Below are 25,679 nucleotides of genomic sequence, written 5' to 3'. Positions count from 1 at the left end.
TTTTATATTACAATATTAAAATTCAGTTGATGCACAATTATCTCCTGATGCAAATACCATTTTTTTAATATTAAGTTTATCCTTTAATAAAGAATAGAATACTTCTATTAAATTTTCACATGTAGCCACTTTTTTTACAACTACTAATCTACATTCTGGATAGGCTTTTGCTAATTCATTCTCTATTGGTAACCCCATATTAGTATTTGTTTTTGTTCCTTCTTTTATTCCTTGCTTTTCATATACTTCTAAAATTTTTGGCAGTAATGGATCATTTTCTTGCATAATTAATGCATGATCAAAATTCTTTAAATAATCCCATGCTATAGACTTTATTCCATTACAAGGATAAACAAAACCTGTTCTTTTATCTACATCTCCTTCTACTTCAATTGTCAAAAACCCAGAATGTCCATGAAGATATTCTGCCTCTCCCTCATATCCTAAAAAACGATGTGCATATTGAATATTTAACTTAGTTACTGATCTCATATATTTCCTCCCTTATACTCTCTATATAATAACAGTAATGATTATTATTATTATATAGAGAGTATAACCTTTTTATTACCTAATGTCAATAATAAATCAAAAATATTAAAAAATATATTCCTAAATCTTGAAAAATATATTATTATATAATAATAGAACTTTATTTGAAAGGAGTTAATATTATGAAATTTTCTAGACAAAGGGAATTAATATTAAATTATGTACTAAATGATGATAAGCATTCTACTGCTGATGATATTTATATCTCTTTAAAAGCCAATAATCCAGAACTAAGTCTAGGAACGGTATATAGAAATTTAGCTAAACTTGTAGAAATGAACTTAATAAAAAAAGTGAGTTTTCCCAATCAAAATGATAGATTTGATAGAAATTTGAAATCACATATACATTTAATTTGCAATAGTTGTAAAACAATTACTGATATTGATAATTTTGATATAACATTGTTAGAAAATGCAATAACAGATAAAAATATAGAAATAAAGCATTTCGATTTAATTTTATATGGTACCTGCCCTAACTGTAATAATAAAAAAATATAATTTAATAAAAAAGACTCTGACAACTAATTTAGGTTGTCAGAGTTTCATTAAAAGATAAATATTATGTAAATTTTTAACTATTCCTAATCTATATTTTATTTTTCTATATATTTTACTTCATTTTCTAAAGGTTTTCCTTCCTGAAATCTCTTTATATTTTCCATAGTTACTCTAGTTATTTCTTCCACTGCTTCTTTAGTAAAAAAAGCCTGATGTGATGTTACAAGCACATTATTGAATGAGAGCAGTCTTCCTAAAATATCATCCTCTATTACCATATTTGAATAATCTTCAAAGAAATAATCTGCCTCTTCTTCATATACATCTAATGCAGCAGCTCCTATTTTTTTATCTTTCAATGCCTCTATCAAATCTACTGTATCAATCAGCATTCCTCTACCTGTATTTACTATCATTACTCCATCTTTCATCTTATTCATAGAATTTCTATTTATCATATATCTGGTTTCCTTAGTTAAAGGACAATTCAAAGATATTATATCAGCTTCTTTATATAGAGTATCCAAATCAGTAAATTCAAATCCTAATTCTTTTGCTTTTTCATAATTAGGATATGGATCATAAGCTATAACTTTCATCCCAAACCCTTTTAATATCTTTATTAAAATCTGAGCTATTTTGCCAGCTCCTATTATTCCTGCTGTTTTCTCATGCAAATCATATCCCATAAGTCCTGTTATTGAGAAATTTCCTTCTCTTGTGCGAATATATGCTTTATGAATCTTTCTATTCAATGTCATTATCATTCCAGCAGTATATTCTGCAATAGAATATGGTGAATAAGCTGGTACTCTCACTACTTTTATTTTTCCATCTATATCTTTTAAAGATACATTATTATATCCTGCACATCTCATAGCTATAAGCTTTACTCCACATTCTACAAGTATATCTATTACTTTCTTATCTACAGTATCATTAACAAAAATAGAAATGATATCATATCCTTTTGCAAGATCAGCACTTTCTTCAGTCAATTTTCCTGTCAGATATTTTATATCAAATCCATAGCCCTTATTATATTTATTAAAAAATTCCTTATCATATGGTTTTGTGTCATAAAATAGTATTTTCATAATTACCTCCATAGTATATCTTCATCTATGATATATTTCGGAGTTTATCACTCTTTTCTTTTATATATATAACTATTTTTTGATTTAAAATTTCGTTATTATTCTCATCGCCATTATTTACATATCAATGATTATAACTATTTTCAATTTTATACCTTATATATTTTTTCTTCATGATAATCTATACTTCTAGTAATTAAAAATAAAATTATCAATGCTATTTTTATTTTTTCAATAAATCTCCTATTTTTCAAGCACATCTCTATTATTTTCATATATTCTTGTATAGGCTCTCTGAGCTATTTCTCCCAGCTCTGTCAATTCATACTCATCATCATAGCAATAAGCTGCTATAAATTTAGCAATAGTTATCAGAACTCCTTCAACATCATACATGTGAATTATATCATACGCTTCATCAAAATTCCCATTTATAAATTCTTTATCCTCATCTGTAAATTTTACCATTTCTAACCCCGCTTATATATCTTTTTTTAAATTATATTTTAAATTTCCTCTTATGTCAAATATTCAAAAAATAAAAAAAGGCACAACCTTTAAAGTTGTGTCTTTATTTATATAAAGCTTTATATAAACCCTTTGTATTCTCTCATAACAAGATGAGCATTAATTTGCTGAACAGTATCTATAGCAACTCCAACTACGATTATTATACCAGTTCCTCCAAAGAATACAGGAAGATTAAAAGTAGTAAAAATTGTATATGGAAGTATAGATATGATCGCTAAGAAGAAAGCACCACCCCAAGTTATCCTTGTTACAACACCTTCTAAATATTCAACTGTTTCATTCCCAGGTCTTATTCCTGGAATTGTTCCTCCACCTTGTTTTAAGTTATCTGCAACCTTTTCAGGATCGAAAACTATAGCAGTATAGAAGAATGAGAAAAATATAATAACTGCAGCATATACTACCATATATACTGGATGTTTTTGACTGAATACCATTGCTAATGTAGTTTTAAAAGTATATTGTGAAGGTATTGCATTTATAATTACTGATGGTATCATCATAACTACTGATGCAAAGATAACAGGCATTACTCCTGCACTGTTAAGTTTTAAAGGTATATATGAGTTTTGACCCATACCTCCTTTTCCACTAAATCCTTTTCCTACATAATGAATAGGTATTTTTCTTTGTCCTAATTGGAAAATTACTATCCCTGCCACTGTAAGTATCGCTGCACCTGCTATAAGGATTAGTACTGGTATAAGGAATTTACTTCCTTTCATTGTTTGTATAGTCTGAACAACACTTGAAGGTCCTCCAGATATTACATTTAAGAAAATAAGTAATGAAACCCCATTTCCAATTCCTTTTATTGATATCTGCTCTCCTATCCACATAAGAAAAACAGTACCTGCAGTCAGTGTAACTACTGTTGTCAAGAAGAATAATGTTCCTGGTGTAGTAACCAGTCCTACAGACTGAAGCCACATACATACTCCAAAACCTTGAACTATAGCAATAGCTATTGTCAAGTATCTTGTCCATTGATTGATCCTGTTTCTTCCTGCTTCTCCATCTTTTTGAATTTCTTCAATTTTAGGAATGATTACAGCCAAAAGGCTGAAAACGATTGAAGCGTTAATATAAGGAACAATACCTAGAGCAAAGATAGAAACTCTTTTAAAAGCTCCACCTGAAAACATATTAATGTATCCCAATATGTCACTTTGTGCTGTCATAGTTGCAAGTCTATCTACATCTATGCCAGGAGCTGGAATATATGTTCCAACTCTAGCAACTAAGAACATTAACAAGGTGAAGATAATTCTATCTCTTAGCTCAGGAATTCTCCTAATGCTACTCAATTTTGCATAAAATTTTTCCATCAAAGTCAAAACAACTTCACCTCGCTTCTCAAACTAACAATAAAAACTATTTGTTGTTTCCAGCAACATCAGCAAATGTTTTAACTTCTAGTATTTCTACAGATCCACCTTTTGCTTCAATAGCAGCTTTAGCTGATCCAGAAACTTTATGAGCTTTAACAGTTACTTTTTTATCAAGTGATCCATTTCCTAGCACTTTGATTCCATCTTTTAAGTCTCTTACTAATCCACTTTCGAATAAAACTTCAGGAGTAACTACTGCTCCATCTTCAAATTTATTCAATAAATCTAAGCTTATTAAAGCATATTCTTTTTTGAATATAGCATTTGAGAAACCTCTTTTTGGAACTCTTCTATAGATAGGCATTTGTCCACCTTCGAAATAAGTTTTAACTCCTCCACCCGCTCTCGAGTTTTGTCCGTTACTTCCTTTTCCAGATGTTTTTCCTAATCCAGAAGATTCTCCTCTTCCAACTCTTTTTCTAGCTTTTCTAGGTACAGAAGGCATTAATTCATTTAATTTCATCTTATGCTTGCACCTCCTCTACTTTAAGTAAGTAAGAAACTTGAGCTAGTTTTCCTTTTAACTCAGGAGTTTCTACATGCTCCACTACATCGTTCATCTTCTTAAGCCCTAGCGACTTTACAGTTGCTATGTGGTTAGGCTTTCTTCCGATTATGCTTTTCACAAGCTCTATTCTAAGCTTTACCATCTAAATTCCCTCCTAGCTTAAGATATCTTTAACTTCTTTTCCTCTTTGAGCAGCTATTTGTTCAGCTGATCTTAACATTTTCAATGCTTCAACAGTAGCTCTTGCTACGTTGTGCTTATTTCTAGAACCTTTGATTTTTGTTAAAATATCATGAACTCCTACAAGTTCTAATATTTCTCTTGCTGCAGATCCAGCAATAACTCCAGTTCCTTCATATGCAGGTGCCATCCATAAATTTGTTGCACCCCATTTTCCAGTGATTTCATGAGGAATAGTTTTTCCTTTTAAAGAAACCTCTACCATGTTCTTTTTAGCAGAAGCGATAGCTTTCTTTATAGCATCAGGTACACCATTTGCTTTCCCTAATCCTAATCCGATCTTTCCTTCTCCATCTCCAATTGCTGCTAAAACTGAGAAAGATATTGTTCTTCCTCCTTTAGTTGTCTTAGAAACTCTTGAAATTTTCAATAATTTTTCTTGATATTGTTTTTCTTCTCTATTTGCTAACTTAGACAAGTGAAATCCTCCTCTCTCTAAAGATTTAGAAGCTTAATCCTGCTTCTCTAGCTGCTTCTGCAAGAGCGGCTATTCTTCCTGTGTATTTATACCCAGATCTATCAAATACTATAGCTGTTATCCCTTTTCCTGTTGCTCTTTCTGCAAGCGCTTTACCAACAGTTTTTGCAGCTTCAACATTTCCACCATTTGCAATATTTGCTTTTAATTCTTTATCTATTGTAGATGCAGAAACTAATGTTACTCCATTCACATCGTCGATTAATTGAGCAAAGATATTGTTGTTTGATCTATATACAGAAAGTCTTGGTCTATCAGCTGTACCAGAAATTTTATTTCTGATTGATAAATGCTTTCTTGTTCTTACAGCTTGTCTATCTACCTTCTTAAACAACTGTCTTACCTCCTTATAGTTAAGCTACCTTACGACTTTTTACCTTCTTTTCTTCTAATAACTTCATCAGAATATTTAACACCTTTTCCTTTGTATGGTTCAGGTGGTCTTTTAGCTCTAATATTAGCTGCTACTTGACCTACTACTTCTTTTTCAATTCCTTCAATATGAATAGTAGTATTTTTTTCTACAGTGAATTTGATTCCAGGAATCTCATCAATGATGACAGGGTGAGAATATCCTAAAGATAGTTCTAATCCTTTTCCTTTTTCAGCAGCTCTGTATCCAACCCCTACTAGGTTTAAAGTTTTCTTGAATCCTTCTGAAACTCCTATTACCATATTGTTTAATAGAGCTCTAGTTGTTCCATGTATAGCTCTAACTTCTGGTAAATCATTAGGTCTTTCAATAACGATTTCGTTCAAACTTTCATGATGTTTTTCTTCTTTTGCATGTTTTATTACTAATTCTTTGTTAAATTCTTTTTTTAAAGTACCTTTAGGACCTTTTACAGTAACTTCATTTCCATTAACTGTAACTTCAACTCCAGAAGGCACAACAATAGGTTTTTTACCTACTCTTGACATTTACTAGACACCTCCTAAGTTTTAATTACCAAACAAATGCAAGTATTTCTCCACCTACGTTTTCTCTTCTAGCTACTCTGTCAGTAACGATTCCCTTAGAAGTGGATACGATTGCAATTCCTAGTCCTGATAAAACTCTTGGCATATCTTCAACTGAAGAATACACTCTTCTACCTGGTTTAGAAATTCTTTTGATTCCTTTGATAATTCTGTCTTTACCATCATATTTTAAGTACACTCTTATACTTTTTTTGTTCCCATCAGTAACAACTTTATAATTTGCAATGTAACCTTCTTCCTTAAGAATTTCAGCTATTTTGTCTTTTAAAGTTGAATGAGGTATATCTACTTTTTCATGCATTACTGCATTTGCATTTCTGATTCTTGTTAACATATCAGCGATTGGATCTGTTAAATACATCTACGAAAATCCTCCTTCCTATCAAATTACCAAGATGATTTCTTAACTCCTGGTATAACTCCAGCTCCTGCAAGCTGTCTGAATTTTACTCTTGAAATTCCAAATTCTCTCATGAATCCTCTTGGTCTTCCGTCTAACTGACATCTATTTCTTTTTCTAACTGCTGAAGAGTCTTTTGGAAGTTTGTTTAATTCAAACATAGCTTCCATATCTCCCTCTGCAACTCTCTTTTTAAGTTCTGCTCTTTTTTCAGCATATTTATCACATAGTTCAGCTCTTTTCGCATCTCTAGCGATCATTGACTTCTTTGCCATCTATTCCTTACCCTCCTCACTATTACTTTTTGAAAGGCATTCCAAACGCCTTAAGTAAAGCTCTTCCTTCTTCGTCATCTTTTGCAGAAGAAACCATAGTGATAGACATTCCTAAAAGTTTATCAACTTTATCGAATTCAATTTCAGGGAAAACTAATTGATCTCTTAATCCTAGAGAGTAGTTTCCTCTTCCATCAAATGCGTCAGCTGGAACTCCTTCGAAGTCTCTTACTCTTGGAAGAACTACATTAACTAATCTATCTAAAAAGTCATACATTCTCTCTTTTCTTAAAGTAACTTTTGCTCCGATTGGCATTCCTTCTCTTAACTTAAATCCAGCTTCAGATTTTTTAGCTTTTCTTACTAGTGGTTTTTGTCCAGAGATGATAGTTAAATCACCCATAGCTGCATCTATTAATTTCACATTTTGAGTAGCTTCTCCTACTCCCATGTTTACAATTATTTTTTCTAGTTTTGGACATTCCATAATGTTATTGATTCCTAAGTCTTTCATAAGAGCTGGAACTATAACATCGTTATACAATTTGTGATATCTAGAAACGTATTTAGACACTTACGTTTTCCTCCCTTCTTATAGAACTTCTCCAGATACTTTAGAGTATCTTACTTTTTTACCATCTACTATTTTATGACCAACTCTTGTAGGTTTACCTGCTTTTTCATCGAAAAGCATAACTTTTGATGAAAATATAGCAGCTTCCTTAGTTACAACTCCACCTTGTGGGTTTATTGGAGTTGGCTTCATATGTTTAGTAATCATGTTTATTCCTTCAACTACTACTTTCCCTTTACTTGGGAATACTTTTACAACTTTACCTGTTTTACCTTTGTCTTTTCCAGAGATAACATATACTAAATCTCCAGTCTTTACATGTAATGATTCAGGTACAAATTTGATCTTAGGTTTAGCCACGACTATTAGCCTCCTCTCTTATTAGATTACTTCAGGAGCTAGAGATACTATTTTCATAAAGTTTTTAGCTCTTAGCTCTCTTGCAACTGGTCCAAATATTCTTGTTGCTTTTGGTTCATTATTTGTATTGATTATAACTCCTGCGTTATCATCAAATTTTATATATGATCCATCTTCTCTTCTTAATTCTTTTCTTGTTCTTACTATTACAGCTTTTACTACGTCACCTTTTTTAACGTTTCCACCAGGGATTGCTTCCTTAACTGATGCGACAACGATGTCACCAATTCTTCCGAATCTTTTTTTAGATCCACCAAGAACTCTTATAATCATAAGTTTCTTAGCTCCAGAGTTGTCAGCAACATTAAGGATAGTTTGTTGTTGTACCATTAAAATATCCTCCTCTCACAATAATTGGAATTATCTAGCTTTCTCGACAATCTCTACTAGTCTCCATCTTTTATCTCTCGATAATGGTCTAGTTTCCATAATTCTTACTTTATCTCCAGTTTGAGCTACATTATTTTCATCGTGAGCTTTAAACTTAGTAGTACTTTTTACTCTCTTTTTATAGATAGGATGCAAAGTCATTGTTTCTATTGCAATAACAATTGTTTTATCCATCTTGTCAGAAACAACTATTCCTTCTCTAACTTTTCTTTCGTTTCTCAAGACATTAACCTCCTCTTCCTAAGAATCAAACATCTATAAACTGAACGAGATTATCTTTCATTTAAGATTGTGTTAATTCTAGCAATTTCTCTTCTAACTTCTCTAATTTTAGCAGTGTTAGTAAGTTGACCTAATGAAAGTTGGAACTTTAGGTTGAATAATTCTTCCTTAAGCTCTTTACACTTAACAACTAAGTCTTCAGTAGACATTTCTCTTATTTCCTTAGCTCTCATTAGTTTTCACCACCATTCTCTTTTTTTACGATTTTACAACTGATTGGAAGTTTCATTGCAGCTTTTCTTAAAGCTACTAATGCTCTTTCTTCAGTTACTCCTGAAACCTCAAACATGATTCTTCCAGGTTTTACAACTGCTACCCAACCTTCAACATTTCCTTTACCTTTACCCATTCTCACTCCAGCTGGTCTAGCTGTGATTGGTTTGTCAGGGAATATTCTGATAAAAGTTTTTCCTTCTCTTTTGAAAGTTCTGTTGATAGCAACCCTACATGATTCTATTTGTCTATTAGTAATCCAATGTGGCTCAAGAGCTTGTAGTCCGTAATCTCCGAATGCTACAGTATTTCCTCTTTGAGCAGTACCTTTCATTCTACCTCTAAACATTTTTCTATGTTTTGTTCTTTTTGGCATTAACATGACTACGCTTCTCCTCCTTCCCTTTTAGTTGGAAGAACTTCACCATGGAAAACCCATACTTTAATTCCTAGAGCTCCATAAGTAGTGTGAGCTGTTGCTACTGCATAATCAATATCAGCTCTTAATGTATGTAAAGGAACTTTACCTTCAACTACCCATTCAGCTCTGGCAATTTCTGCTCCATTTAGTCTTCCAGAAACCATAACTTTGATTCCTTTAGCTCCAGCTCTCATAGCTCTCATAATAGCTTGGCTTACAGCTCTTTTATATGCTACCCTTTTTTCAATTGAAGTAGCAATATTTTCTGCAACAAGTACAGCATCTTTGTTGAATTCTTTTACTTCTTGAACTTTAACTGTTACTTTTTTCCCAGTTAATTTTTCAAGTGATACTCTAAGATTATCTATCTCAGCACCTTTTCTTCCTATGATTATACCTGCTTTTGCAGTATAAACAAGAACAACTACATTAGAAGGAGAAGTTCTTTCGATCTTTACCTTCGATATCCCTGCATGGAAGTAGTTCTTCTTGATAAGTTCTCTGATTTTTACATCTTCATGGAAGTACTTAGCGTATTCCTTCTTATCTGCATACCAGTTAGAATCCCAAGATCTTGTTATTCCTAATCTTAGTCCTCTAGGGTCTACTTTTTGTCCCACAGTCTTACCTCCTTAAACTACTTTTCAGAAACTGCCACTACAATGTGAGCTGTTGGTTTTCTGATTATATCCGCTCTTCCCATAGCTCTAGGCATTATTCTTTTAAGAGCTGGTCCATCATTAATCATTATTGTTGAAACTACTAACTTATCTTCATCCATCTTGAAGTTGTTAGTTGCATTAGCAACAGCTGATGCTAATGTTTTCTTTATTATTCTAGCTGCTTTTTTGTTTGTAAACTCTAGAATATCTAATGCTTCTAGCGCTGATTTTCCTCTTACTAAGTCAGCTACTAACCTAGCTTTTCTAGGAGACAATCTTACGAATCTAGTTATTGCTCTAGCTTCCACTAGTCCAACCTCCTTTATATCATACATCAATAAAATTTAGTATTTTATATTATTATTTTTTCTTCTTTTTATCCACACCGTGTCCGTAGTAAGTTCTAGTTGGTGCAAACTCACCTAGTTTGTGTCCAACCATTTGCTCAGTTACATGAACAGGTATGTGCTTCTTACCATTGTACACACCAAAAGTGATTCCAATGAAATTAGGGAATATAGTAGATCTTCTTGACCAAGTTTTAATTACTGCTTTCAAGTTTTCAGTTGCAACTGCATCTTCAACTTTCTTCATTAAGTGGTGGTCACAGAAAGGTCCTTTTTTTAATGATCTAGCCATTACCTATTAACCTCCTCTCGAAAATTATTTATCGTTTCTTCTTCTTACGATAAATTTATCTGTAGTTTTCTTACCTCTAGTTTTAACACCCATTGCTGGTTTACCCCAAGGTGTTAAAGGAGATTTTCTACCTACTGGACTCTTACCTTCTCCTCCTCCATGAGGGTGATCAACAGGGTTCATTACAGATCCTCTTACATGAGGTCTTTTACCCATATTTCTGTTTCTTCCAGCTTTACCGATTTGGACTAAGCTATGTTCAGAGTTTCCTACTTCTCCGATAGTTGCCATACATTCACCATGGATTAATCTAAGTTCTCCTGATGGTAATTCTATGTGACAGTAAGTTCCTTCTTTAGCAACAAGTCTTGCTGCTGTTCCTGCAGATCTTACTAATTGTCCACCCTTTCCTCTTTGTAGTTCAACATTATGAATTTGAACCCCTACTGGCATGTCTTTTATTTTTAGTGCGTTTCCTGGTTTAATCTCAGCTTGAGATCCTGCCATAACCATGTCGCCCTTTTTTAATCCTTTAGGTGCTAGTATATATCTTTTCTCTCCATCTACATAGAATAAAAGAGCTATATTAGCAGTTCTATTTGGATCGTACTCGATAGATTCTACTCTAGCAGGTACATCTAATTTGTTTCTTTTGAAGTCGATAATTCTGTAAAGTCTTTTGTGTCCTTTTTGTCTGTCTCTACAAGTTCTATGTCCATAGTTGTCTCTACCATAAGCAGATTTTAAAGGTACAGTTAAAGACTTTTCAGGTCTTACATTATCTAAATCTTCATTGACTAATCTAGACATGTGTCTTGTTCCATTAGTCATTGCTTTCATTTTTCTAATAGCCATTTTTGCTTAACCTCCGTTTAGACCTATATATATCTTTAGCCGTTTTACAGTATTTTATACTTCTTTAAAGTAAGTTATTGTATTTCCTTGAGCTAATTTAACGATTGCCTTCTTTTTAGCTTGAGTTTTGTAAAGTTTCATTCCATGTCTTTTAGTAACAGGTTTGCTGTTAAGAGTAGATACTGTTTCAACCTTTACATTAAATAATTCCTCAATCGCTTTTTTGATTTGAATCTTGTTAGCTTTTGGACTCACTTCGAAAGTGTACTTGTTGTACTCTCTTCTAAGTGTTTCAGTTTTTTCAGTTATTACAGGTTTCTTTACTATATCATATGATGTCATTATCCAAGCACCTCCTCTATTGTAGTTAGTGCCTCTTTAGTAAGAATTACTTTTTCTTGTTTTAGAAGCCAGTATACACCAATTTCATTTGGTTGTAATACAACTGCATTTTCAAGGTTTCTTACTGATAAGTATAAGTTGTAATCTGCTTGTTCAGCAAGATCATTTACTACGAATAATTGCTTTGTAGTTGCATTTACTGCATTTGTTAAAGCTATTATTGTTTTTGTTTTTGGTGTATCAATTGTACCATCAAGTACAAGGATATCTCCATTAGCTACTTTAGCTGATAAAGCTGATCTTAGAGCTAGGTTTCTTACTTTTTTATTAACTTTTTTCTCATATGATCTTGGGTGAGGACCAAATGTAACTCCTCCTCCTACCATATGTGGAGCTCTGATAGTACCTTGTCTTGCTCTACCAGTTCCTTTTTGTTTGAAAGGTTTTCTTCCCCCTCCTCTAACCATTGCTCTAGTCTTAGTAGCTGCAGTTCCTTGTCTAGCAGCTGCTAATTCTGCAGTCAATACTTCATGAAGTACTGCTTGATTAGGTTCAATCCCAAACACTGTATCTTTAACTTCAACAGTTCCAGTTTGAGTTCCTGTCAAGTCATATATGTTTAAAACTGCCATTATTTTCCTCCTTCCACATCTACTAACCTATTATTTTTTTACTGCTGGTTTAACTACTATATAACTGTTTTTTGATCCAGGTACTGCACCTTTGATCAATAGTAGATTGTTTTCAACATCTACTTTCACTACTTTTAAGTTTTGAACAGTTACAGTTGCATTTCCGTATTGTCCAGCCATTCTTTTACCTTTAAGAACTTTTCCTGGCCAAGATGACATTCCGATAGATCCTCCAAGTCTGTGGTTTCTAGAAACCCCGTGAGACGCTCTGTTTCCACCGAAGTTATGTCTCTTCATAACCCCTGCTGTACCTTTACCTTTTGAAGTACCAGTAATATCTACATACTCTACTTCAGCTAAGACATCAGCTTTGATTTCTTGTCCAAGTTCAAAACCTTCAACAGAATCCACTCTTAATTCTTTTACAAATCTTTGAGGATTAACTCCTGCTTTCTTGAAGATTCCCATAATTGGTTTAGTAGTGTTTTTTTCCTTTTTCTCATCAAATCCTAATTGTAGAGCTGTATATCCATCATTTTCTACAGTCTTCTTTTGAAGAACATAGTTAGGACCCGCTTCAACAACTGTTACTGGAATGAATTTTCCATCCTCAAATATTTGAGTCATTCCAATTTTTTTTGCTAAAATTCCTGACATTGTTTTTACCTCCATCAAATAATATATTGGTTGACAACTTGACCTCGTGGTTCTACTGTCTAGCTTTAAAAAAAGCGTCAACTTGTATTATTCTGTAAGGATAATTTGGATTTCGATAACCATCTTATCAAGCACAATCAAATTACCCGAATTAAAACCGTGAGTGCTTTTTAAAGAAATCATCAATCAATTAGATTTGTTTGATTTCTATTCCGACACCAGCTGGCAAGTTAACTGCTGTTAACGAAGCGATTGTCTTTTGTGTAGAATTATTAATTTCTACCATTCTTCTGTGTACTCTCATTTCAAATTGTTCTCTTGAATCCTTGTTTACATGCACTGATCTTAAAACAGTGTACTTTTTAATTTTAGTAGGTAATGGCATAGGTCCTGCAATCTCTGCTCCAGACTTTTTAGCAACCTCCGCTATTCTTTTAGCTGATTGATCTAATAAAGTGTGGTCATAAGCCTTTAAGTAGATTCTTAATTTGTTAGAAGCCATCTATTCTTTACACCTCCTTCAAAATCATCTTTAAGGATCAAATATCCTTATACACTCTAAGGATTATATCATAGTTATAAGAAAAAGCAAAGCTTTTTTTGAAATTTTTAGATATTTTTTTATAATTTTCTCAACGTTACTTCAATTCATAGTTTTACAATATTTTTTTAGATTTTTTTCCTTCAAAAACATATTTTTTAATTTTTTCTCATAATTTTTTTTAGATATTTTTTAATATTTTATATTAAATTTTTGAAAAATACTCTCGTACACTTTTTACTATATAAAGCAAAATGGAAAATATTACAAAAATCACCATCTCTTCTACAGTTATTATCATTCCTGGAAGAAGAGTTATTCCAAGAGAAAATATTATGCTGAAAAGAAATATCTCTCTTGCTCTTTTCTTCCCCATAATCAAAAACACTCCTGAGAGAATATATAAAAGACTTCCAAATATATATTCTCCTGAAAATATCAAGTTTCCATATAAATTTATCTTTGGAACTTCTTCTATATTCAATGGAAAGAGAAGAACTGTTATTCCTGCCAAAAGTTTTAAAACTGCTGCTATTACAATTATTAATCCAATCCCTCTCATAAAAAATGGTTTTTTCATATTTTCCTCCTGATGCTCATATTTTTAGTAGTATCTTACTTTTATCATATTCAAAAAATTTTTTACTTAATTTATGTAATACTTTAAATACTTATTTTCTTCTTTTCATTTCACTTTTCTTGCTTTTATTCTTTATATATTATATTATTTTTAATATTAAAATTAATCTTTTATAAAAAAAGAGAAATACATTCAGCTTTTATAGTTTTAGAAGCCAATATACTTATAGAAAAACTCCCAGATATTATTCCAACTGCTGCCATTGAAAATACTAATATTCCTTTTATTAAACTTCCACTCAGTATATATAAAGATATTGTCACTTTAAAAACCCTGATCCAATAATTATCCCAACTATTATAGCAATAGTAGTAAATAGACCATCCTCTCTTTTTTTCATTAAACTTTCTTCCTTTCAATTTTTAAAAAACTTTATTCTGTTTTTATTACGTTGAATTATAACCCAGAATCTATCTTTTTCAAAGAAATTATTTTAAAATGAATGTTTATAAGAAAGTTTAGCTTTGATTTTTTTTAAAATTCTCATTAATGGATATCCTTTTAATACCCACATTTTTCTTATTTCTTTAAATCTATTGAGAAATTTTTTTCTTTTTTCATCAATAGGCTCTGAACATCTGTTTTCCCAACACTTATACACTCCTGATATATCTACTTTTCTTAAAATTTTTTTTAATTTTTTAGGTAGATATTTGGTAGAGATACATGATTGGAAATCTATTATATAAGGATAATTATTTTCTCCCATTATTATATTCCCTAAATTCCTCAGATCTAAATGAACTATTTCCTTTTCATGCATTTTTTTGACATTTTTTTCCAAAGTAATGAAAAATTCTCTTGGGATATTATCGCATTTTTTTAAAGGTTTTCCCTTTATATATGCAAAAGACAAAGTATATGGAGAAAGAAACTTCACTTGTTTAGTTACAGATTTATTTCCCTCAAGTTTTTTCAAAGTTTTTCCTTCAATGTTAACAGCAAGTCTTCCAAAAATATTCTTTATCAGCCATGGTGAACCAGAAAAATCCTTTATTGTAAGATCTATTTTGGCATCACAATATCTAAAAACTGTAGCATTAGCAAATTGTCCTTTATGCAGCAGAATTAGATTTTCTTTTTTTATATCCAAATCCTTATATCTCTTTCTCAAAATATTTATTACCTTGTCTTTTACTTTATCTATATTTTTATCCAGCATATTTTTTACCTCTGTTTACGATATTTTCTATAATTCTTAATTATATACCTCTTTGACTAGTTAGTCAATATTTTTGACCAATTAGTCATTATGTTGTATTTTTATAGATAAAAAAAGAGACCAGCATAAAGCTGATCTCAATATTTTGATTTTTGGATTTAGCTAACTATTTAGTAATTTCAGCAACTACACCAGAAGCTACTGTTCTTCCACCTTCTCTGATTGCGAATCTTAATCCTGTTTCCATTGCGATTGGGTGGATTAATTCTACTCTCATTTCTATGTTATCTCCTGGCATTACCATTTCTACTCCTTCTGGTAATGTTACTGCTCCTGTTATATCTGTAGTTCTGAAGTAGAATTGTGGTCTGTATCCTGAGAAGAATGGTGTATGTCTTCCTCCCTCTTCTTTTGTCAATACATATACTTCTGATCTAAATCCTGTATGTGGTAGGATTGATCCTGGTTTTGCTAGTACTTGTCCTCTTTCTACATCTTCTTTTTTAGTTCCTCTTAATAGAGCTCCTATGTTATCTCCTGCTTGACCTTGATCAAGTAGTTTTCTAAACATTTCTACTCCTGTACATGTTGTCTTTGCTGTAGGTTTGATTCCTATTATTTCTAATTCTTCTCCTACTTTTACTATTCCTCTTTCTACTCTTCCTGTTACAACTGTTCCTCTTCCTGTTATTGTGAACACGTCTTCTATTGGCATCAAGAATGGTTGATCTACTGCTCTTTCTGGAGTTGGAATATACTCATCTACTGCGTTCATTAGCGCCATTATTTGATCTACCCATTTTTGTTCTCCATTTAATGCTCCTAGTGATGATCCTGTTATTACTGGAATGTCATCTCCTGGGAATCCATACTCTGTTAGTAATTCTCTTACTTCCATTTCTACTAGTTCTAGTAATTCTGGATCGTCTACCATATCTGCTTTATTTAAATATACTACGATATATGGAACTCCAACCTGTCTTGATAGTAGGATGTGCTCTCTTGTTTGTGGCATAGGTCCATCTGCTGCTGATACAACTAGAATAGCTCCATCCATTTGAGCTGCTCCTGTGATCATGTTTTTTACATAGTCAGCATGTCCTGGACAGTCAACGTGTGCGTAGTGTCTTTTTTCTGTTTCATACTCAATGTGAGCTGTGTTGATTGTGATTCCTCTTTCTCTTTCTTCTGGAGCTACGTCGATTTTATCAAAATCAACTTTTTGAGCTAGTCCTAAGTCTGATAAAACTTTAGAAATAGCTGCTGTTGTAGTTGTTTTTCCGTGGTCAACGTGTCCAATTGTTCCAATGTTTACATGGGGTTTGCTTCTTTCGAATTTTGCCTTAGCCATTCTTTCTTACCTCCGAAATATCTCATTTATTATTTTAAGTTTATATTGTATTACTTAATATATTGCACTATTTATTAAAAAAAAATCCACACAATATGCTTTTGCATTCTAGTGTAGTAATAATGGTGGTGAGGGAAGGATTCGAACCTTCGAAGGCAGAGCCGTCAGATTTACAGTCTGATCCCTTTGGCCGCTCGGGAACCTCACCGATTATTATATTGTTAAGTGGTACCCCGTAGGGGAATCGAACCCCTGTTGCCAGAGTGAAAATCTGATGTCCTTACCACTGAACGAACGGGGCATCATATATGGTGCCGCTTATCGGAATCGAACCAATCACCTACTGATTACAAGTCAGTTGCTCTACCAGATGAGCTAAAGCGGCATTTCATATCATTGTTTTGGTGTCCTACTTGTTCTCTCGGACATTTGTTATATTACAATATTTTTCATTTTTTGTCAAACTTTTTTTTCTTATTTTTTTCAATTATTTTCATCACATGCTACAACCTTAACATTTTCAATGCTTTTCATCATTCTTAATTTTAAAAATTTTTTCCATTTCTTCTTCACTATATTCTCTTATTGATTTCATATTTTCTATTAAATCTTCTTCCATTTCAATTTTTTCTTTTCTTTCTGAAAGCTCTTTTACTATTTCTACATTTTCAATTCCATTTTCTGCAAATATTCTTTTTACATTATTGAGTGCTTCTATAGAAGCTGGTTTTACCCAACTTTCAGCTCCTCTTCTGGCCAAAGAATTAAGCTGTATTTTAGTAAACCTTATAGTTTTCAAAAATTCAGCCATTCTTTTTATATGATCTTCGCTGTCATTTAATCCTTCTATTATAAAAGTTTCTAAAAAAACTTTTCCATTATATGAAGCTGAAAGCTTTTTCAGTCCTGACATAAGCATGGATACATGAATATCCTTTGAAGGTCTGTTTATCTTATGAAATATCTCATCATCTACACTATTTAATGTTGGAATTATAAGATCTGCTCTTTGTACTTCTTTTATAACTTCATCATTATTTAAAAGAAGACTATTAGTAATTAGACAAACATTCACATCTGTATTATCTTTTATCCAATTGATTATTTCTCCTAAATCTTTGCTAAGAGTAGGTTCTCCACTTCCAGAAAATGTTATATAATCAGGTTTTACATCTTTTAAAACCGATTGTATCTCATTTTCTACCTCTTTTATATCTTTAAAACTTTCTCTTTGTTCTGCAAGCTTTGGAGTAACTCCACACTCACAAAATACACAATTCATATTACAGCTTTTAGGTTTTACCAAATCCACTCCTAAAGATATTCCTAATCTTCTAGATGGTACTGGTCCAAAAACATATTTATACATAAAATTCCTCCCAATTTTCAATTAGAGAATAAATAGTTGCTGCAAGTTTGTAAGGATGATGTCTTACCATTCCCTTAGAGTCTATTTCCAATATATCTCTATCTATTATTTTTATTCTGCATTCTTCTAATTTATCTCTGTCCAGTGTTACCCTATCACTATTCATCATTCTATATCTTTCAAGGATTTCCTTTGGAATTTCTCTTGAATCAACAATAACTTCATTGATTATTCCTTCCTCAACGTTTTCATTTATAGCTTTTATATGATCTGAAACTGTATATCCCTCTGTTTCTCCTGGCTGTTGCATAGCATTACATATGTATATCCTTTTTCCTCTGCATTTTTTTAGACTTTCCTTTATTCCATCTAAAAGAAGATTAGGGATAATGCTTGTATACAAGCTTCCTATTCCGAATATTACAAGATCTGCATCTTCTAAAGCTTTAAGATTTTCTTCTGGTGCTTCTACTGATTCTTTATAGAATACTCTTTTTATCTTTTCTCCTACAACTGGAATATTTGATTCTCCTTCTATTATCTTTCCATTTTCTTTTTCAGCCATAAGGATAACTTTTTCACTTGTTGCTGGAAGTATCTTTCCTTTTATATTAAACAGTTTTCTAAGATTATCCACTGCGCTTCTTATATCTCCTGTAAGTTCTTTCATGGCTATTATCAAAAGATTTCCCAATGGATGTCCCTCTAAAAAACTATCTTTTTTAAATCTATATTGAAACACCTCTTCTATTAAAGGTTCTACATCGCTCAATGCTACCATTACATTCCTAAGATCTCCAGGAGCAGGAACATCAAACTCTTCTCTCAAAAGTCCGCTGCTTCCCCCATCATCTGCCACAGTCACTATGGCTGTCAGGTCTACTGGAAGATATTTCAAGCCTCTCAATACTACTGAAATACCGCTTCCTCCCCCTATAACAACAACTTTGGGTTTCTTATCCATATCAAGTACCTCCCACTGTTTCTTAGTTAATTATCTCTCGAAAATAGAAAAAAAGCAACCTAATTTATTCCAAATATTTTCCATATATTTCAGTGTTTACAGTAATCTTTAAGGTCATTTTTCTAAATATTGCAATAAAAACTTATAATACAAAAAATAAAAAAAGCAACCAATTATGATTGCTCTTATCCTCACTTGGAGGCGACGACCAGATTTGAACTGGTGGTGGAGATTTTGCAGACCTCTGCCTTACCGCTTGGCGACGTCGCCACTATAAAATTTTAGTGGTGCCCAGAGGCGGAATCGAACCACCGACACGGGGATTTTCAGTCCCCTGCTCTACCGACTGAGCTATCTGGGCATTTAACAATCAGTAAGAAATAAAAATGGCGGGAGTGACGAGGGTCGAACTCGCGACCTCCTGCGTGACAGGCAGGCGCTCTAACCAACTGAGCTACACCCCCAGCATAATGGTGGTCACAATAGGACTTGAACCTATGACCCCCTGCTTGTAAGGCAGGTGCTCTCCCAACTGAGCTATGCGACCATTTCTTTAACTGTGCTTAATTATAATACCTCATTTTATTCAATAAAGCAATTTAAGTTATTAGAGTTTATTCAGTAATATATCTAATTATTTTGTTATTTATATATATGCTTTCATTATCTTCATTTTATAAAAAAATATATTTTTTCTTCTGAATTTACCTATAATTTAAGAAATCTTTCGTTTAACCTTGATATTGCTGAAAGTATGATTAAATAATATAATTTTAATAAATTTGGTGTTGAACATTATGGCAACATTTGTGTTATTAATACTTTTGCTAGATATATTTCTTGGAATCCTCATATTCACTGCATATTTACCATAGAGGTTGACTCCAATAATAATTGGATTTCTTTTAAATCCCTACCTTGGGAAGTTTTAAGAGCTTCTTGGCAAAAATGTACTTTAGATATCCTTAGTGATTTTGCTAGAAAAATAATTCTATCCCTCTAAAAAATATTGTTTTTAACGTAAATATCCTAATGGATATCTATGTTAATAGCGATAATTTAATCAACAATCCTAAATAAATAGTTAAATATATTAGGTGTTATCTTGCCAGACCTGCTATTTCTGAGTATAGAATTACTTTTTTAAATTCTTCCATTGTTAAATTTTGGTTTAAAAATCCTGACTCTAAAAACAAAATTTTACTTTCTCTTGATATCACTACATTCATTTGAAGGCTATTTGCTCATATTTATCCTTCTAATTTTAAAATGGTTAGGAGATTTGGTATTTATTCTAGAAATTCTAATATTAAAAAAACCCATGAATTTTCATTCCTAAAATTACATGGGCTCAAAAAATTTTTAAGACTTATGGAGTTAATCTTTTTATATGCAATAAGCGTAATTCAACTTTTAACCTCATTGAAATTTTTCATTGCACCTATGGCATTATCTTTCCTAAAAGTTCATCTCCATGAATTAAAGACTTCATATTTTCTCAAACCATATCTCACCCGTATAGTTTTTTGACATTTTTTGAAATCTTTTATCTCTACCTTTAATATATCAGATTTTTCTTTTCTTTCATAATACTTATCTTAATTTTCACTTCATTTTTTTATACTTTCCTCAACTATAAAAACAGTTCAAGAAGCACAAGTTTCATATTGATGGGATACCTCAACATTCCCTTCAGAGTAAGCCTTTCCTCCAAACCTTTTATATCTCCTAATACATAGATAGTGTATTCTATGATTTTTCGATATATCTCTTTATCTGAGGTTCCTCTCATTATCTCCTCTACAAAGAATATTTTTTCCTGAGGTGATATATAGTATTTTCCTTTAATAAAGTCCCTTATGCATTTATATATTCCTGTCTTATATTCAAGTTCCTTAGTTTCAGTATATTTCTTTAAAAAATTCCCTATGTTTCCATAAAACTCAGATTTATTTAAATCCAGTTCTGATTCTTTAAAACCTTTTATATCTTCACTATTTCCCATATAGAATGAATATGTAAAATCGTCTACATCTAATTCTTCTGCATTTCTCTTCTTTATCTTTACCAATATACTTCTTGATTTTATCGTAGGAAGTATATTCAGACTGCTGCTGAGAAGAAGAAAAAAACTTCCTTCATTAGGTTCCTCTATAAGTTTTAAAAGAGAGTTCCCTGCCTCTTTTTTCATTTTTTGTATATCTTTCAGTATAAATATCTTTCTTCCACCTTCATAAGAACTTGATGAAGACTTATATGCAAGTTCTCTTACAGCATCTACTTTTATTCCGCTTGGATCGTTCAGCACTTCCAAATCACTATAAATAAGTTTATCTATTTTTCTACATGTACTGCATGTATTGCAAAAGTCCCCTTCCAGAGTTTCACAGCATAACCCCTTAGTAAAATAAAGAGCAAACTCCATTAATTGATCAGTGTCACTTCCATAAAAAAGATATGTTCCTGATTTTTTTCCTGCTTTAAGTTCATTTCTAAAAAAAGTTTTAACCTCTTCATTAGAAACAATATCTTTTATCATTATCTTTCAGCCTTTTCTATCTTTCTAAGAATATTTAACTGATCAAGAGCCAATCCAGCACCTTTTACTACACTTTCAAGAGGATTTTCAGCCAGTCTTACATTAAGGTTAGTATATTTAGCTATCATCTCTGGGAAGTTTCTAATAAGAGAACCTCCTCCAGCCATAACTATCCCTTTATCAACTATATCTGCTGCAAGTTCAGGAGGGGTTCTTTCAAGGACATACTTTACACAATCTACAACTTCCATAAGAGAATCATTTATAGCTTCTCTTACTTCTTCTGAAGTTATTTCCACTGTTTTAGGAAGTCCTATTATAAGATCTCTACCTTTAATAGTCATTTTTTCATCTTCATCTAAAGGTAAAGCTGTTCCTATTCTTATTTTTATTTCCTCAGCTGTCTTATCCCCTATAAGAAGATTATGAGTTTTCTTTACATATTTTATTATATCATTATCGAAGTTATTTCCAGCTGTTCTTATAGTCTTACTTACTACTGTTCCTCCTAGAGAGATAACAGCTACATCAGTAGAACCCCCTCCAATATCTATTATCATATTTCCTTCAGGTACAGATATATCAAGTCCTGAACCAAGAGCTGCTGCCCTTGCTTCTTCTATAAGATATGCTCTCTTTGCTCCAGCAGATATAGCAGCTTCCAATACAGCTCTTTTTTCTACTCCTGTTACATCTATAGGGACACATATCATTATTTCAGGCATAATAAAATTATATGATCCAAAAACCTTTTTAATAAAATATTTTATCATAGCTTCAGTGATGTCATAGTCAGCTATAACTCCTTCACTAAGAGGTTTTACAGCTACAATAGTATCTGGAGTTTTTCCAAGCATTTCTTTAGCTTCATTTCCTACTGCTAATACTTTTCTGCTTTCTCTTTCCACTGCTACTACTGATGGTTCATTTAAAACTATTTTTTTATGCTTTTTACTATAAACCAGCGTATTTGCTGTTCCTAAATCGATTCCTATACTTCTATTCAATCTAAAACTTGGGAATAATTTCATCACTTTTCACCCTCTATACATTTTTTTATTGCTAATTCAATCAAGTCTTCTCTTCCATCAACATAAAATCCAGCTATAAGTGCTTCAAAAGCTGTTGCTTCCTTATACTCCAAAACTGAGCATGATTTAGGAAATGTCTTTATATTCCCATTTTTTGCTCTGTTCCCCAGCATCTGATATTTCTCCTCTACTAGGGGAACTATCTCCTTGTACAATACACTCTGTCTTTTGGCATTGACACACTCCTTAACTCTTTTATTGAGATTTTGGAGATTCAATCCTTTACTTATCCAATATTTCCTTATACAGAGTTCCCAGACAGCATCTCCAAGGTATGCCAGCACTACTCCACTTGTTTCCTTTAAATCTACATGCTCCATGTAGTTGTATCCTTTCCATCTTTGATTTTTATACCTATCTCTGCTAGTCTATCTCTAATTTTATCAGACATAGCCCAATTTTTGTCAGCTCTTGCTTCTCTTCTTAATTCAAGAATAAATTCAACAAGCTCAGAAGTCAGATTTCCAACTTCATTATCAAGTTTAAGTATAACACCTAAAACTTCCTGCATTATATTAACTACATAGTCCACAGTTTCTTTTACAGTTTCTTTTCCTTTTGCACTTAGCTTATCTCCTTCAAGAGCTTTGTTCAATTCTTTAATAAGTTCAAATATAGCTCCAAGTCCTTGTGCAGTATTAAAGTCATCATCCATAGCAGTTACAAATTTTTCACTTGAAGATTTAAGCACTTCTGCCAGTTCAGCACAGTCTGCTCCACCCTCTTTTGTAACTACTGCCAATGCATCTTTAGCCCTTAATAGAGCATTTTCTATTCTTTCTAATGATGATTTAGCTTGATTTAATTCATAGTTAGAGAAATCCATAGGTTTTCTATAATGAGCTCCAAGTATGAATAATCTTATTACTCTTCCTTCAAATTGATCCAGCACTTGTCTAAGAAGCATAAATGTTCCTGACTTAGACATTTTTTCTCCATTGATATTGATGTATCCATTATGCATCCAGTATCTTGCGAACTCTCCTCCACAAGAACATTTAGATTGTGCTATTTCATTCTCATGGTGTGGGAATATTAAATCCTGTCCTCCACCATGTATATCAAAAGTATCTCCTAGATATTTATGAGACATTGCTGAACATTCTATATGCCATCCTGGTCTGCCTTTTCCCCAAGGAGATTCCCAGCTTGGCTCTCCTTCTTTTGCAGCTTTCCAAAGAGCAAAGTCCACAGGAGATTTTTTTATATCTGCCACTTCAATTCTTGCTCCACTTTTAAGATCATCTACATTTTGTTTAGAAAGAGCTCCATATCCATCTTTGTATTTTTCTACATTGAAGTATACATCTCCTTCAGCTTCATAAGCATATCCTTTTTCTATAAGATTTTGAATTATTTCTATCATATCTCCAATATGTTCAGTAGCTTTAGGTCTTATCATTCCAGATTCTTTTAAGTTTACTTTTGAAGTATCTTCAAAATATGCTTTTATATATTTTTCAGCTATATCCTTAAGAGAAACTCCCTCTTCATTAGCTTTTCTTATCATTTTATCATCTACATCAGTAAAGTTCTGTACATACTTCACTTTATAACCTCTATATTCAAAATATCTTCTTACTGTATCAAAGAAAATAGCTGGTCTTGCATTTCCAATATGAATATAGTTATATACTGTAGGCCCGCAGACATACATTGACACTTCCCCTTCTTTTACAGGTTTAAATTCGTCAACTTTTCCACTGAGTGTGTTATATATCTTTATCATTTTATCCTCCTTAATAGTTTTTCTATATTTTTAGAATCAGTTTCTGCTTCAAAAATTATTTCACTTCCGATTCCTGTTATGTTCAAATCTGTTCCTTTCAATTCCTCTATACCAAAATTACTGTAAATATCTAAAGAACCATATAGGAATTGTCCCCTTACTAATGCTGCTGGCTGAACATTTTCTACAAAACTATCTTTTCCATAAATAAGTGTATTTTCATCTTTAAAGAATAATCTTGCTCTGTTTGAAATACGATATCCATCTTCTGTTCTGAATATACTTAAAGCTTTTCTCACTTTTTCAGCATCTTTTAAAGGTATCATTACTGTTGCATTATTACTGTCAGCTATTATCTCTCCATCTATTTCTCTAAGAAGTTCTGATGGTTTTGCTCCAATAAATCCCTGCCACATAGCAAGTATCAAATCTTTGTTATTTCCAAGTGTATATGAATTAAAGATGAGTTTTTCAAGTTTCGAAAAATCTTTCATTGAAAGATACAAAATATTTTTTCCAGTATATTTCAATAATTTTCTCTCTTCTGGCTGCTCATTAAATGTAGAAAATATATCTTTATCTCCAGTAATCTTACCTTGTAACTTTACTGTATTTTTATCTATAGTTCCTGTAAGAGATATTACTTCTATACCAAGATCTTTAGTTTTTGTATTATTATATATAAGAGTTCCAAGAAGATTATCTCTAGTTTCATCTATTATATTTTCTATTTTAGCATTATAAATTCCTTTTTTGTTAATTATTTTTTTCAAAACCGATTTATTTTCAGAAAAAATTATCAGACCTCTATAGAAAGACATATATACATCTTTTTTTAAACCATATTTTTCCATATATTTGCTTTTCAGTCTATAAAATTCTCCATCTTTATCAAAGTATTTTACACTATCTTTCAATATAAAGAAATACCAGTATCCTGTATCTACAACTACTGCACTTTTTATATCTTTATTATAAAAATCCGAATCAGAAAAAGCATATATTTTTGAAATATATTTTTTTATTTCCTCAAATTTCTTATAATCTACTTCTTTTTCAACTGCATTTATCAGAGGTGTTATCCCTTTAAAATTTTTATCTGATATACCTTCATTTGCATATATTATTTTTGTATCTTCTGCTATAAAATCTCTTGGAGATACTTTATATCCAAATCTATATCCCACTAGAAAACCAATAAAAATAACTACAACCAAAAGCAGTATATATCTTTTTTTCATAAGCTCTTC

Annotated in this window: 39 protein-coding genes and 7 tRNA genes; 3 read left to right on the top strand and 43 right to left on the bottom strand. The window is 31.9% G+C overall.

Annotation, left to right across the window (positions count from 1 at the left end):
- Nucleotides 1-15: 15 nt before the first annotated feature.
- On the bottom strand, nucleotides 16-492 hold the full coding sequence (locus E0E45_RS15400) for a 6-carboxytetrahydropterin synthase (RefSeq protein WP_130891954.1): 477 nt from the start codon (nucleotides 490-492) through the stop codon (nucleotides 16-18).
- Nucleotides 493-674: 182 nt separating this feature from the next.
- Between E0E45_RS15400 and E0E45_RS15395 the strand changes: the two genes are divergently transcribed.
- Complete coding sequence (locus E0E45_RS15395) at nucleotides 675-1,055, top strand: Fur family transcriptional regulator (protein WP_130891953.1); 381 nt, start codon at nucleotides 675-677, stop codon at nucleotides 1,053-1,055.
- A gap of 95 nt (nucleotides 1,056-1,150) precedes the next feature.
- Here the strand turns inward: E0E45_RS15395 and E0E45_RS15390 are convergent, their stop codons facing one another.
- The 37 genes from E0E45_RS15390 to E0E45_RS15210 form a co-directional block, all read right to left on the bottom strand.
- Nucleotides 1,151-2,152 (bottom strand): 2-hydroxyacid dehydrogenase, encoded by a 1,002-nt coding sequence (locus tag E0E45_RS15390; protein ID WP_130891952.1) that lies wholly within the window; start codon nucleotides 2,150-2,152, stop codon nucleotides 1,151-1,153.
- A 243-nt stretch (nucleotides 2,153-2,395) separates the two neighbouring features.
- Nucleotides 2,396-2,620 carry a hypothetical protein gene (locus E0E45_RS15385; RefSeq protein ID WP_130891951.1) on the bottom strand — a complete coding sequence of 75 codons (225 nt, stop codon included), beginning with the start codon at nucleotides 2,618-2,620 and terminating at the stop codon, nucleotides 2,396-2,398.
- 119 nt (nucleotides 2,621-2,739) lie between these two features.
- Nucleotides 2,740-4,020, bottom strand: a complete 1,281-nt coding sequence (gene secY / locus E0E45_RS15380; protein ID WP_130891950.1) for a preprotein translocase subunit SecY — start codon at nucleotides 4,018-4,020, stop codon at nucleotides 2,740-2,742.
- A 37-nt stretch (nucleotides 4,021-4,057) separates the two neighbouring features.
- Nucleotides 4,058-4,537, bottom strand: coding sequence for a 50S ribosomal protein L15 (gene rplO, locus E0E45_RS15375; protein WP_005950336.1), 480 nt, complete (start codon nucleotides 4,535-4,537; stop codon nucleotides 4,058-4,060).
- 1 nt (nucleotide 4,538) lies between these two features.
- Nucleotides 4,539-4,724 carry a 50S ribosomal protein L30 gene (gene rpmD / locus E0E45_RS15370; RefSeq protein WP_005885913.1) on the bottom strand — a complete coding sequence of 62 codons (186 nt, stop codon included), beginning with the start codon at nucleotides 4,722-4,724 and terminating at the stop codon, nucleotides 4,539-4,541.
- Nucleotides 4,725-4,736: 12 nt separating this feature from the next.
- Nucleotides 4,737-5,240 (bottom strand): 30S ribosomal protein S5, encoded by a 504-nt coding sequence (rpsE, locus tag E0E45_RS15365; RefSeq protein WP_130891949.1) that lies wholly within the window; start codon nucleotides 5,238-5,240, stop codon nucleotides 4,737-4,739.
- A 25-nt stretch (nucleotides 5,241-5,265) separates the two neighbouring features.
- The gene (gene rplR, locus E0E45_RS15360; RefSeq protein WP_005982431.1) at nucleotides 5,266-5,634 is read right to left on the bottom strand and encodes a 50S ribosomal protein L18; all 369 of its coding nucleotides are present in this window, start codon (nucleotides 5,632-5,634) and stop codon (nucleotides 5,266-5,268) included.
- Nucleotides 5,635-5,663: 29 nt separating this feature from the next.
- On the bottom strand, nucleotides 5,664-6,221 hold the full coding sequence (gene rplF / locus E0E45_RS15355; protein WP_130891948.1) for a 50S ribosomal protein L6: 558 nt from the start codon (nucleotides 6,219-6,221) through the stop codon (nucleotides 5,664-5,666).
- Between the two features lie 25 nt (nucleotides 6,222-6,246).
- Complete coding sequence (gene rpsH, locus E0E45_RS15350; protein WP_005950327.1) at nucleotides 6,247-6,642, bottom strand: 30S ribosomal protein S8; 396 nt, start codon at nucleotides 6,640-6,642, stop codon at nucleotides 6,247-6,249.
- Between the two features lie 26 nt (nucleotides 6,643-6,668).
- Nucleotides 6,669-6,956, bottom strand: coding sequence for a 30S ribosomal protein S14 (gene rpsN / locus E0E45_RS15345; protein WP_005950325.1), 288 nt, complete (start codon nucleotides 6,954-6,956; stop codon nucleotides 6,669-6,671).
- A 22-nt stretch (nucleotides 6,957-6,978) separates the two neighbouring features.
- Nucleotides 6,979-7,530: a 50S ribosomal protein L5 gene (gene rplE, locus E0E45_RS15340; protein WP_118006821.1), complete on the bottom strand. Its 552-nt coding sequence runs from the start codon at nucleotides 7,528-7,530 to the stop codon at nucleotides 6,979-6,981.
- 18 nt (nucleotides 7,531-7,548) lie between these two features.
- Entirely contained in the window at nucleotides 7,549-7,890 is a 342-nt protein-coding gene (gene rplX, locus E0E45_RS15335; protein WP_118006822.1) for a 50S ribosomal protein L24, read from the bottom strand.
- Between the two features lie 21 nt (nucleotides 7,891-7,911).
- Complete coding sequence (gene rplN / locus E0E45_RS15330) at nucleotides 7,912-8,280, bottom strand: 50S ribosomal protein L14 (protein WP_005950319.1); 369 nt, start codon at nucleotides 8,278-8,280, stop codon at nucleotides 7,912-7,914.
- A 30-nt stretch (nucleotides 8,281-8,310) separates the two neighbouring features.
- Nucleotides 8,311-8,562 carry a 30S ribosomal protein S17 gene (gene rpsQ / locus E0E45_RS15325; RefSeq protein ID WP_005982426.1) on the bottom strand — a complete coding sequence of 84 codons (252 nt, stop codon included), beginning with the start codon at nucleotides 8,560-8,562 and terminating at the stop codon, nucleotides 8,311-8,313.
- A gap of 50 nt (nucleotides 8,563-8,612) precedes the next feature.
- Nucleotides 8,613-8,795 (bottom strand): 50S ribosomal protein L29, encoded by a 183-nt coding sequence (gene rpmC / locus E0E45_RS15320; protein WP_005885895.1) that lies wholly within the window; start codon nucleotides 8,793-8,795, stop codon nucleotides 8,613-8,615.
- Nucleotides 8,795-9,217, bottom strand: a complete 423-nt coding sequence (rplP, locus tag E0E45_RS15315; protein WP_005950314.1) for a 50S ribosomal protein L16 — start codon at nucleotides 9,215-9,217, stop codon at nucleotides 8,795-8,797. Before rplP ends, rpmC begins: the two co-directional genes overlap by 1 nt.
- Before the next feature lie 2 nt (nucleotides 9,218-9,219).
- The gene (gene rpsC, locus E0E45_RS15310) at nucleotides 9,220-9,876 is read right to left on the bottom strand and encodes a 30S ribosomal protein S3 (RefSeq protein ID WP_005982425.1); all 657 of its coding nucleotides are present in this window, start codon (nucleotides 9,874-9,876) and stop codon (nucleotides 9,220-9,222) included.
- Nucleotides 9,877-9,893: 17 nt separating this feature from the next.
- Nucleotides 9,894-10,226, bottom strand: a complete 333-nt coding sequence (gene rplV, locus E0E45_RS15305) for a 50S ribosomal protein L22 (RefSeq protein ID WP_005982424.1) — start codon at nucleotides 10,224-10,226, stop codon at nucleotides 9,894-9,896.
- Nucleotides 10,227-10,278: 52 nt separating this feature from the next.
- A complete protein-coding gene (rpsS, locus tag E0E45_RS15300; protein ID WP_005950307.1) occupies nucleotides 10,279-10,557 on the bottom strand; it encodes a 30S ribosomal protein S19 in 279 nt (92 codons plus the stop codon).
- Nucleotides 10,558-10,581: 24 nt separating this feature from the next.
- Nucleotides 10,582-11,412 carry a 50S ribosomal protein L2 gene (gene rplB, locus E0E45_RS15295; protein ID WP_130891947.1) on the bottom strand — a complete coding sequence of 277 codons (831 nt, stop codon included), beginning with the start codon at nucleotides 11,410-11,412 and terminating at the stop codon, nucleotides 10,582-10,584.
- A 54-nt stretch (nucleotides 11,413-11,466) separates the two neighbouring features.
- Nucleotides 11,467-11,754 (bottom strand): 50S ribosomal protein L23, encoded by a 288-nt coding sequence (gene rplW, locus E0E45_RS15290; RefSeq protein WP_005982423.1) that lies wholly within the window; start codon nucleotides 11,752-11,754, stop codon nucleotides 11,467-11,469.
- Nucleotides 11,754-12,386 (bottom strand): 50S ribosomal protein L4, encoded by a 633-nt coding sequence (gene rplD / locus E0E45_RS15285; RefSeq protein ID WP_005982422.1) that lies wholly within the window; start codon nucleotides 12,384-12,386, stop codon nucleotides 11,754-11,756. Before rplD ends, rplW begins: the two co-directional genes overlap by 1 nt.
- Nucleotides 12,387-12,416: 30 nt before the next feature.
- Nucleotides 12,417-13,043, bottom strand: coding sequence for a 50S ribosomal protein L3 (rplC, locus tag E0E45_RS15280; RefSeq protein ID WP_005950301.1), 627 nt, complete (start codon nucleotides 13,041-13,043; stop codon nucleotides 12,417-12,419).
- Nucleotides 13,044-13,233: 190 nt separating this feature from the next.
- A complete protein-coding gene (rpsJ, locus tag E0E45_RS15275; protein WP_005950298.1) occupies nucleotides 13,234-13,545 on the bottom strand; it encodes a 30S ribosomal protein S10 in 312 nt (103 codons plus the stop codon).
- 244 nt (nucleotides 13,546-13,789) lie between these two features.
- Complete coding sequence (locus tag E0E45_RS15270) at nucleotides 13,790-14,164, bottom strand: hypothetical protein (RefSeq protein WP_130891946.1); 375 nt, start codon at nucleotides 14,162-14,164, stop codon at nucleotides 13,790-13,792.
- Between the two features lie 170 nt (nucleotides 14,165-14,334).
- Nucleotides 14,335-14,487 carry a hypothetical protein gene (locus E0E45_RS17965; protein ID WP_232044132.1) on the bottom strand — a complete coding sequence of 51 codons (153 nt, stop codon included), beginning with the start codon at nucleotides 14,485-14,487 and terminating at the stop codon, nucleotides 14,335-14,337.
- 170 nt (nucleotides 14,488-14,657) lie between these two features.
- On the bottom strand, nucleotides 14,658-15,386 hold the full coding sequence (locus tag E0E45_RS15260; protein ID WP_130891945.1) for a hypothetical protein: 729 nt from the start codon (nucleotides 15,384-15,386) through the stop codon (nucleotides 14,658-14,660).
- Nucleotides 15,387-15,552: 166 nt separating this feature from the next.
- Nucleotides 15,553-16,737 carry an elongation factor Tu gene (gene tuf, locus E0E45_RS15255; protein ID WP_096401451.1) on the bottom strand — a complete coding sequence of 395 codons (1,185 nt, stop codon included), beginning with the start codon at nucleotides 16,735-16,737 and terminating at the stop codon, nucleotides 15,553-15,555.
- 123 nt (nucleotides 16,738-16,860) lie between these two features.
- Nucleotides 16,861-16,945, bottom strand: a tRNA-Tyr gene (locus E0E45_RS15250).
- A gap of 18 nt (nucleotides 16,946-16,963) precedes the next feature.
- Nucleotides 16,964-17,038: transfer RNA gene (locus E0E45_RS15245), tRNA-Glu, on the bottom strand.
- 8 nt (nucleotides 17,039-17,046) lie between these two features.
- Nucleotides 17,047-17,122 (bottom strand) — tRNA-Thr (locus E0E45_RS15240).
- 135 nt (nucleotides 17,123-17,257) lie between these two features.
- On the bottom strand, nucleotides 17,258-18,106 hold the full coding sequence (locus E0E45_RS15235) for a radical SAM protein (RefSeq protein WP_130891944.1): 849 nt from the start codon (nucleotides 18,104-18,106) through the stop codon (nucleotides 17,258-17,260).
- Nucleotides 18,099-19,070 carry a gluconeogenesis factor YvcK family protein gene (locus E0E45_RS15230; RefSeq protein WP_130891943.1) on the bottom strand — a complete coding sequence of 324 codons (972 nt, stop codon included), beginning with the start codon at nucleotides 19,068-19,070 and terminating at the stop codon, nucleotides 18,099-18,101. Before E0E45_RS15230 ends, E0E45_RS15235 begins: the two co-directional genes overlap by 8 nt.
- A 196-nt stretch (nucleotides 19,071-19,266) precedes the next feature.
- A tRNA-Cys gene (locus E0E45_RS15225) sits at nucleotides 19,267-19,340 on the bottom strand.
- Between the two features lie 15 nt (nucleotides 19,341-19,355).
- Nucleotides 19,356-19,431 (bottom strand) — tRNA-Phe (locus tag E0E45_RS15220).
- A gap of 26 nt (nucleotides 19,432-19,457) precedes the next feature.
- Nucleotides 19,458-19,534 (bottom strand) — tRNA-Asp (locus E0E45_RS15215).
- Nucleotides 19,535-19,541: 7 nt separating this feature from the next.
- Nucleotides 19,542-19,617: transfer RNA gene (locus E0E45_RS15210), tRNA-Val, on the bottom strand.
- Between the two features lie 258 nt (nucleotides 19,618-19,875).
- Here E0E45_RS15210 and E0E45_RS18115 point away from each other — a divergent pair.
- Nucleotides 19,876-20,073, top strand: coding sequence for a transposase (locus E0E45_RS18115; protein WP_130892367.1), 198 nt, complete (start codon nucleotides 19,876-19,878; stop codon nucleotides 20,071-20,073).
- A gap of 77 nt (nucleotides 20,074-20,150) precedes the next feature.
- Nucleotides 20,151-20,303, top strand: coding sequence for a transposase (locus E0E45_RS18110; RefSeq protein WP_130892366.1), 153 nt, complete (start codon nucleotides 20,151-20,153; stop codon nucleotides 20,301-20,303).
- A gap of 400 nt (nucleotides 20,304-20,703) precedes the next feature.
- Here E0E45_RS18110 and E0E45_RS15195 read toward each other — a convergent pair whose 3' ends face one another.
- Genes E0E45_RS15195 through E0E45_RS15175 form a run of 5 tightly spaced genes read right to left on the bottom strand, consistent with a single transcriptional unit; the run spans nucleotide 20,704 to nucleotide 25,670 of the window.
- On the bottom strand, nucleotides 20,704-21,609 hold the full coding sequence (locus tag E0E45_RS15195; RefSeq protein ID WP_130891942.1) for an ATPase: 906 nt from the start codon (nucleotides 21,607-21,609) through the stop codon (nucleotides 20,704-20,706).
- The gene (locus tag E0E45_RS15190; RefSeq protein ID WP_130892365.1) at nucleotides 21,609-22,640 is read right to left on the bottom strand and encodes a rod shape-determining protein; all 1,032 of its coding nucleotides are present in this window, start codon (nucleotides 22,638-22,640) and stop codon (nucleotides 21,609-21,611) included. Before E0E45_RS15190 ends, E0E45_RS15195 begins: the two co-directional genes overlap by 1 nt.
- Nucleotides 22,640-23,020 (bottom strand): ribonuclease III domain-containing protein, encoded by a 381-nt coding sequence (locus tag E0E45_RS15185; protein WP_130891941.1) that lies wholly within the window; start codon nucleotides 23,018-23,020, stop codon nucleotides 22,640-22,642. Before E0E45_RS15185 ends, E0E45_RS15190 begins: the two co-directional genes overlap by 1 nt.
- The gene (gene cysS, locus E0E45_RS15180) at nucleotides 23,008-24,429 is read right to left on the bottom strand and encodes a cysteine--tRNA ligase (protein ID WP_130891940.1); all 1,422 of its coding nucleotides are present in this window, start codon (nucleotides 24,427-24,429) and stop codon (nucleotides 23,008-23,010) included. Before cysS ends, E0E45_RS15185 begins: the two co-directional genes overlap by 13 nt.
- Nucleotides 24,426-25,670 carry a hypothetical protein gene (locus E0E45_RS15175; protein ID WP_130891939.1) on the bottom strand — a complete coding sequence of 415 codons (1,245 nt, stop codon included), beginning with the start codon at nucleotides 25,668-25,670 and terminating at the stop codon, nucleotides 24,426-24,428. The genes cysS and E0E45_RS15175 overlap by 4 nt, the downstream gene beginning before the upstream one ends.
- Nucleotides 25,671-25,679: the final 9 nt, after the last annotated feature.

It is taken from the genome of Fusobacterium ulcerans ATCC 49185 (assembly GCF_900683735.1).
In the GTDB taxonomy this organism is placed as follows: domain Bacteria; phylum Fusobacteriota; class Fusobacteriia; order Fusobacteriales; family Fusobacteriaceae; genus Fusobacterium_A; species Fusobacterium_A ulcerans_A.
Note: the sequence above shows the minus strand (reverse complement) of the source record. Positions and strands in the feature narration are given on the sequence as shown.

Bases quoted from the DNA above. Each gene is read 5' to 3' on its own strand.
- cysS (WP_130891940.1), bottom strand. From the start codon at position 24,429: ATGATAAAGATATATAACACACTCAGTGGAAAAGTTGACGAATTTAAA.
- rplP (WP_005950314.1), bottom strand. From the start codon at position 9,217: ATGTTAATGCCAAAAAGAACAAAACATAGAAAAATGTTTAGAGGTAGA.
- E0E45_RS15395 (WP_130891953.1), top strand. From the start codon at position 675: ATGAAATTTTCTAGACAAAGGGAATTAATATTAAATTATGTACTAAAT.
- E0E45_RS15385 (WP_130891951.1), bottom strand. From the start codon at position 2,620: ATGGTAAAATTTACAGATGAGGATAAAGAATTTATAAATGGGAATTTT.
- rplC (WP_005950301.1), bottom strand. From the start codon at position 13,043: ATGTCAGGAATTTTAGCAAAAAAAATTGGAATGACTCAAATATTTGAG.
- E0E45_RS15270 (WP_130891946.1), bottom strand. From the start codon at position 14,164: ATGAAAAAACCATTTTTTATGAGAGGGATTGGATTAATAATTGTAATA.
- rpsN (WP_005950325.1), bottom strand. From the start codon at position 6,956: ATGGCAAAGAAGTCAATGATCGCTAGAGATGCGAAAAGAGCTGAACTA.
- rpsH (WP_005950327.1), bottom strand. From the start codon at position 6,642: ATGTATTTAACAGATCCAATCGCTGATATGTTAACAAGAATCAGAAAT.
- E0E45_RS15190 (WP_130892365.1), bottom strand. From the start codon at position 22,640: ATGAAATTATTCCCAAGTTTTAGATTGAATAGAAGTATAGGAATCGAT.
- tuf (WP_096401451.1), bottom strand. From the start codon at position 16,737: ATGGCTAAGGCAAAATTCGAAAGAAGCAAACCCCATGTAAACATTGGA.
- rplN (WP_005950319.1), bottom strand. From the start codon at position 8,280: ATGGTACAACAACAAACTATCCTTAATGTTGCTGACAACTCTGGAGCT.
- rpmD (WP_005885913.1), bottom strand. From the start codon at position 4,724: ATGGTAAAGCTTAGAATAGAGCTTGTGAAAAGCATAATCGGAAGAAAG.
- rpsJ (WP_005950298.1), bottom strand. From the start codon at position 13,545: ATGGCTTCTAACAAATTAAGAATCTACTTAAAGGCTTATGACCACACT.
- E0E45_RS15260 (WP_130891945.1), bottom strand. From the start codon at position 15,386: ATGCTGGATAAAAATATAGATAAAGTAAAAGACAAGGTAATAAATATT.
- E0E45_RS15175 (WP_130891939.1), bottom strand. From the start codon at position 25,670: ATGAAAAAAAGATATATACTGCTTTTGGTTGTAGTTATTTTTATTGGT.
- rpsS (WP_005950307.1), bottom strand. From the start codon at position 10,557: ATGGCTAGATCATTAAAAAAAGGACCTTTCTGTGACCACCACTTAATG.
- rplB (WP_130891947.1), bottom strand. From the start codon at position 11,412: ATGGCTATTAGAAAAATGAAAGCAATGACTAATGGAACAAGACACATG.
- E0E45_RS15235 (WP_130891944.1), bottom strand. From the start codon at position 18,106: ATGTATAAATATGTTTTTGGACCAGTACCATCTAGAAGATTAGGAATA.
- rpmC (WP_005885895.1), bottom strand. From the start codon at position 8,795: ATGAGAGCTAAGGAAATAAGAGAAATGTCTACTGAAGACTTAGTTGTT.
- E0E45_RS15400 (WP_130891954.1), bottom strand. From the start codon at position 492: ATGAGATCAGTAACTAAGTTAAATATTCAATATGCACATCGTTTTTTA.
- E0E45_RS15195 (WP_130891942.1), bottom strand. From the start codon at position 21,609: ATGATAAAAGATATTGTTTCTAATGAAGAGGTTAAAACTTTTTTTAGA.
- E0E45_RS15390 (WP_130891952.1), bottom strand. From the start codon at position 2,152: ATGAAAATACTATTTTATGACACAAAACCATATGATAAGGAATTTTTT.
- rplD (WP_005982422.1), bottom strand. From the start codon at position 12,386: ATGGCAGTTTTAAACATATATGACTTGACAGGAACTCAAACTGGAACT.
- E0E45_RS15185 (WP_130891941.1), bottom strand. From the start codon at position 23,020: ATGGAGCATGTAGATTTAAAGGAAACAAGTGGAGTAGTGCTGGCATAC.
- rplO (WP_005950336.1), bottom strand. From the start codon at position 4,537: ATGAAATTAAATGAATTAATGCCTTCTGTACCTAGAAAAGCTAGAAAA.
- rplW (WP_005982423.1), bottom strand. From the start codon at position 11,754: ATGACATCATATGATATAGTAAAGAAACCTGTAATAACTGAAAAAACT.
- rplF (WP_130891948.1), bottom strand. From the start codon at position 6,221: ATGTCAAGAGTAGGTAAAAAACCTATTGTTGTGCCTTCTGGAGTTGAA.
- E0E45_RS15230 (WP_130891943.1), bottom strand. From the start codon at position 19,070: ATGGATAAGAAACCCAAAGTTGTTGTTATAGGGGGAGGAAGCGGTATT.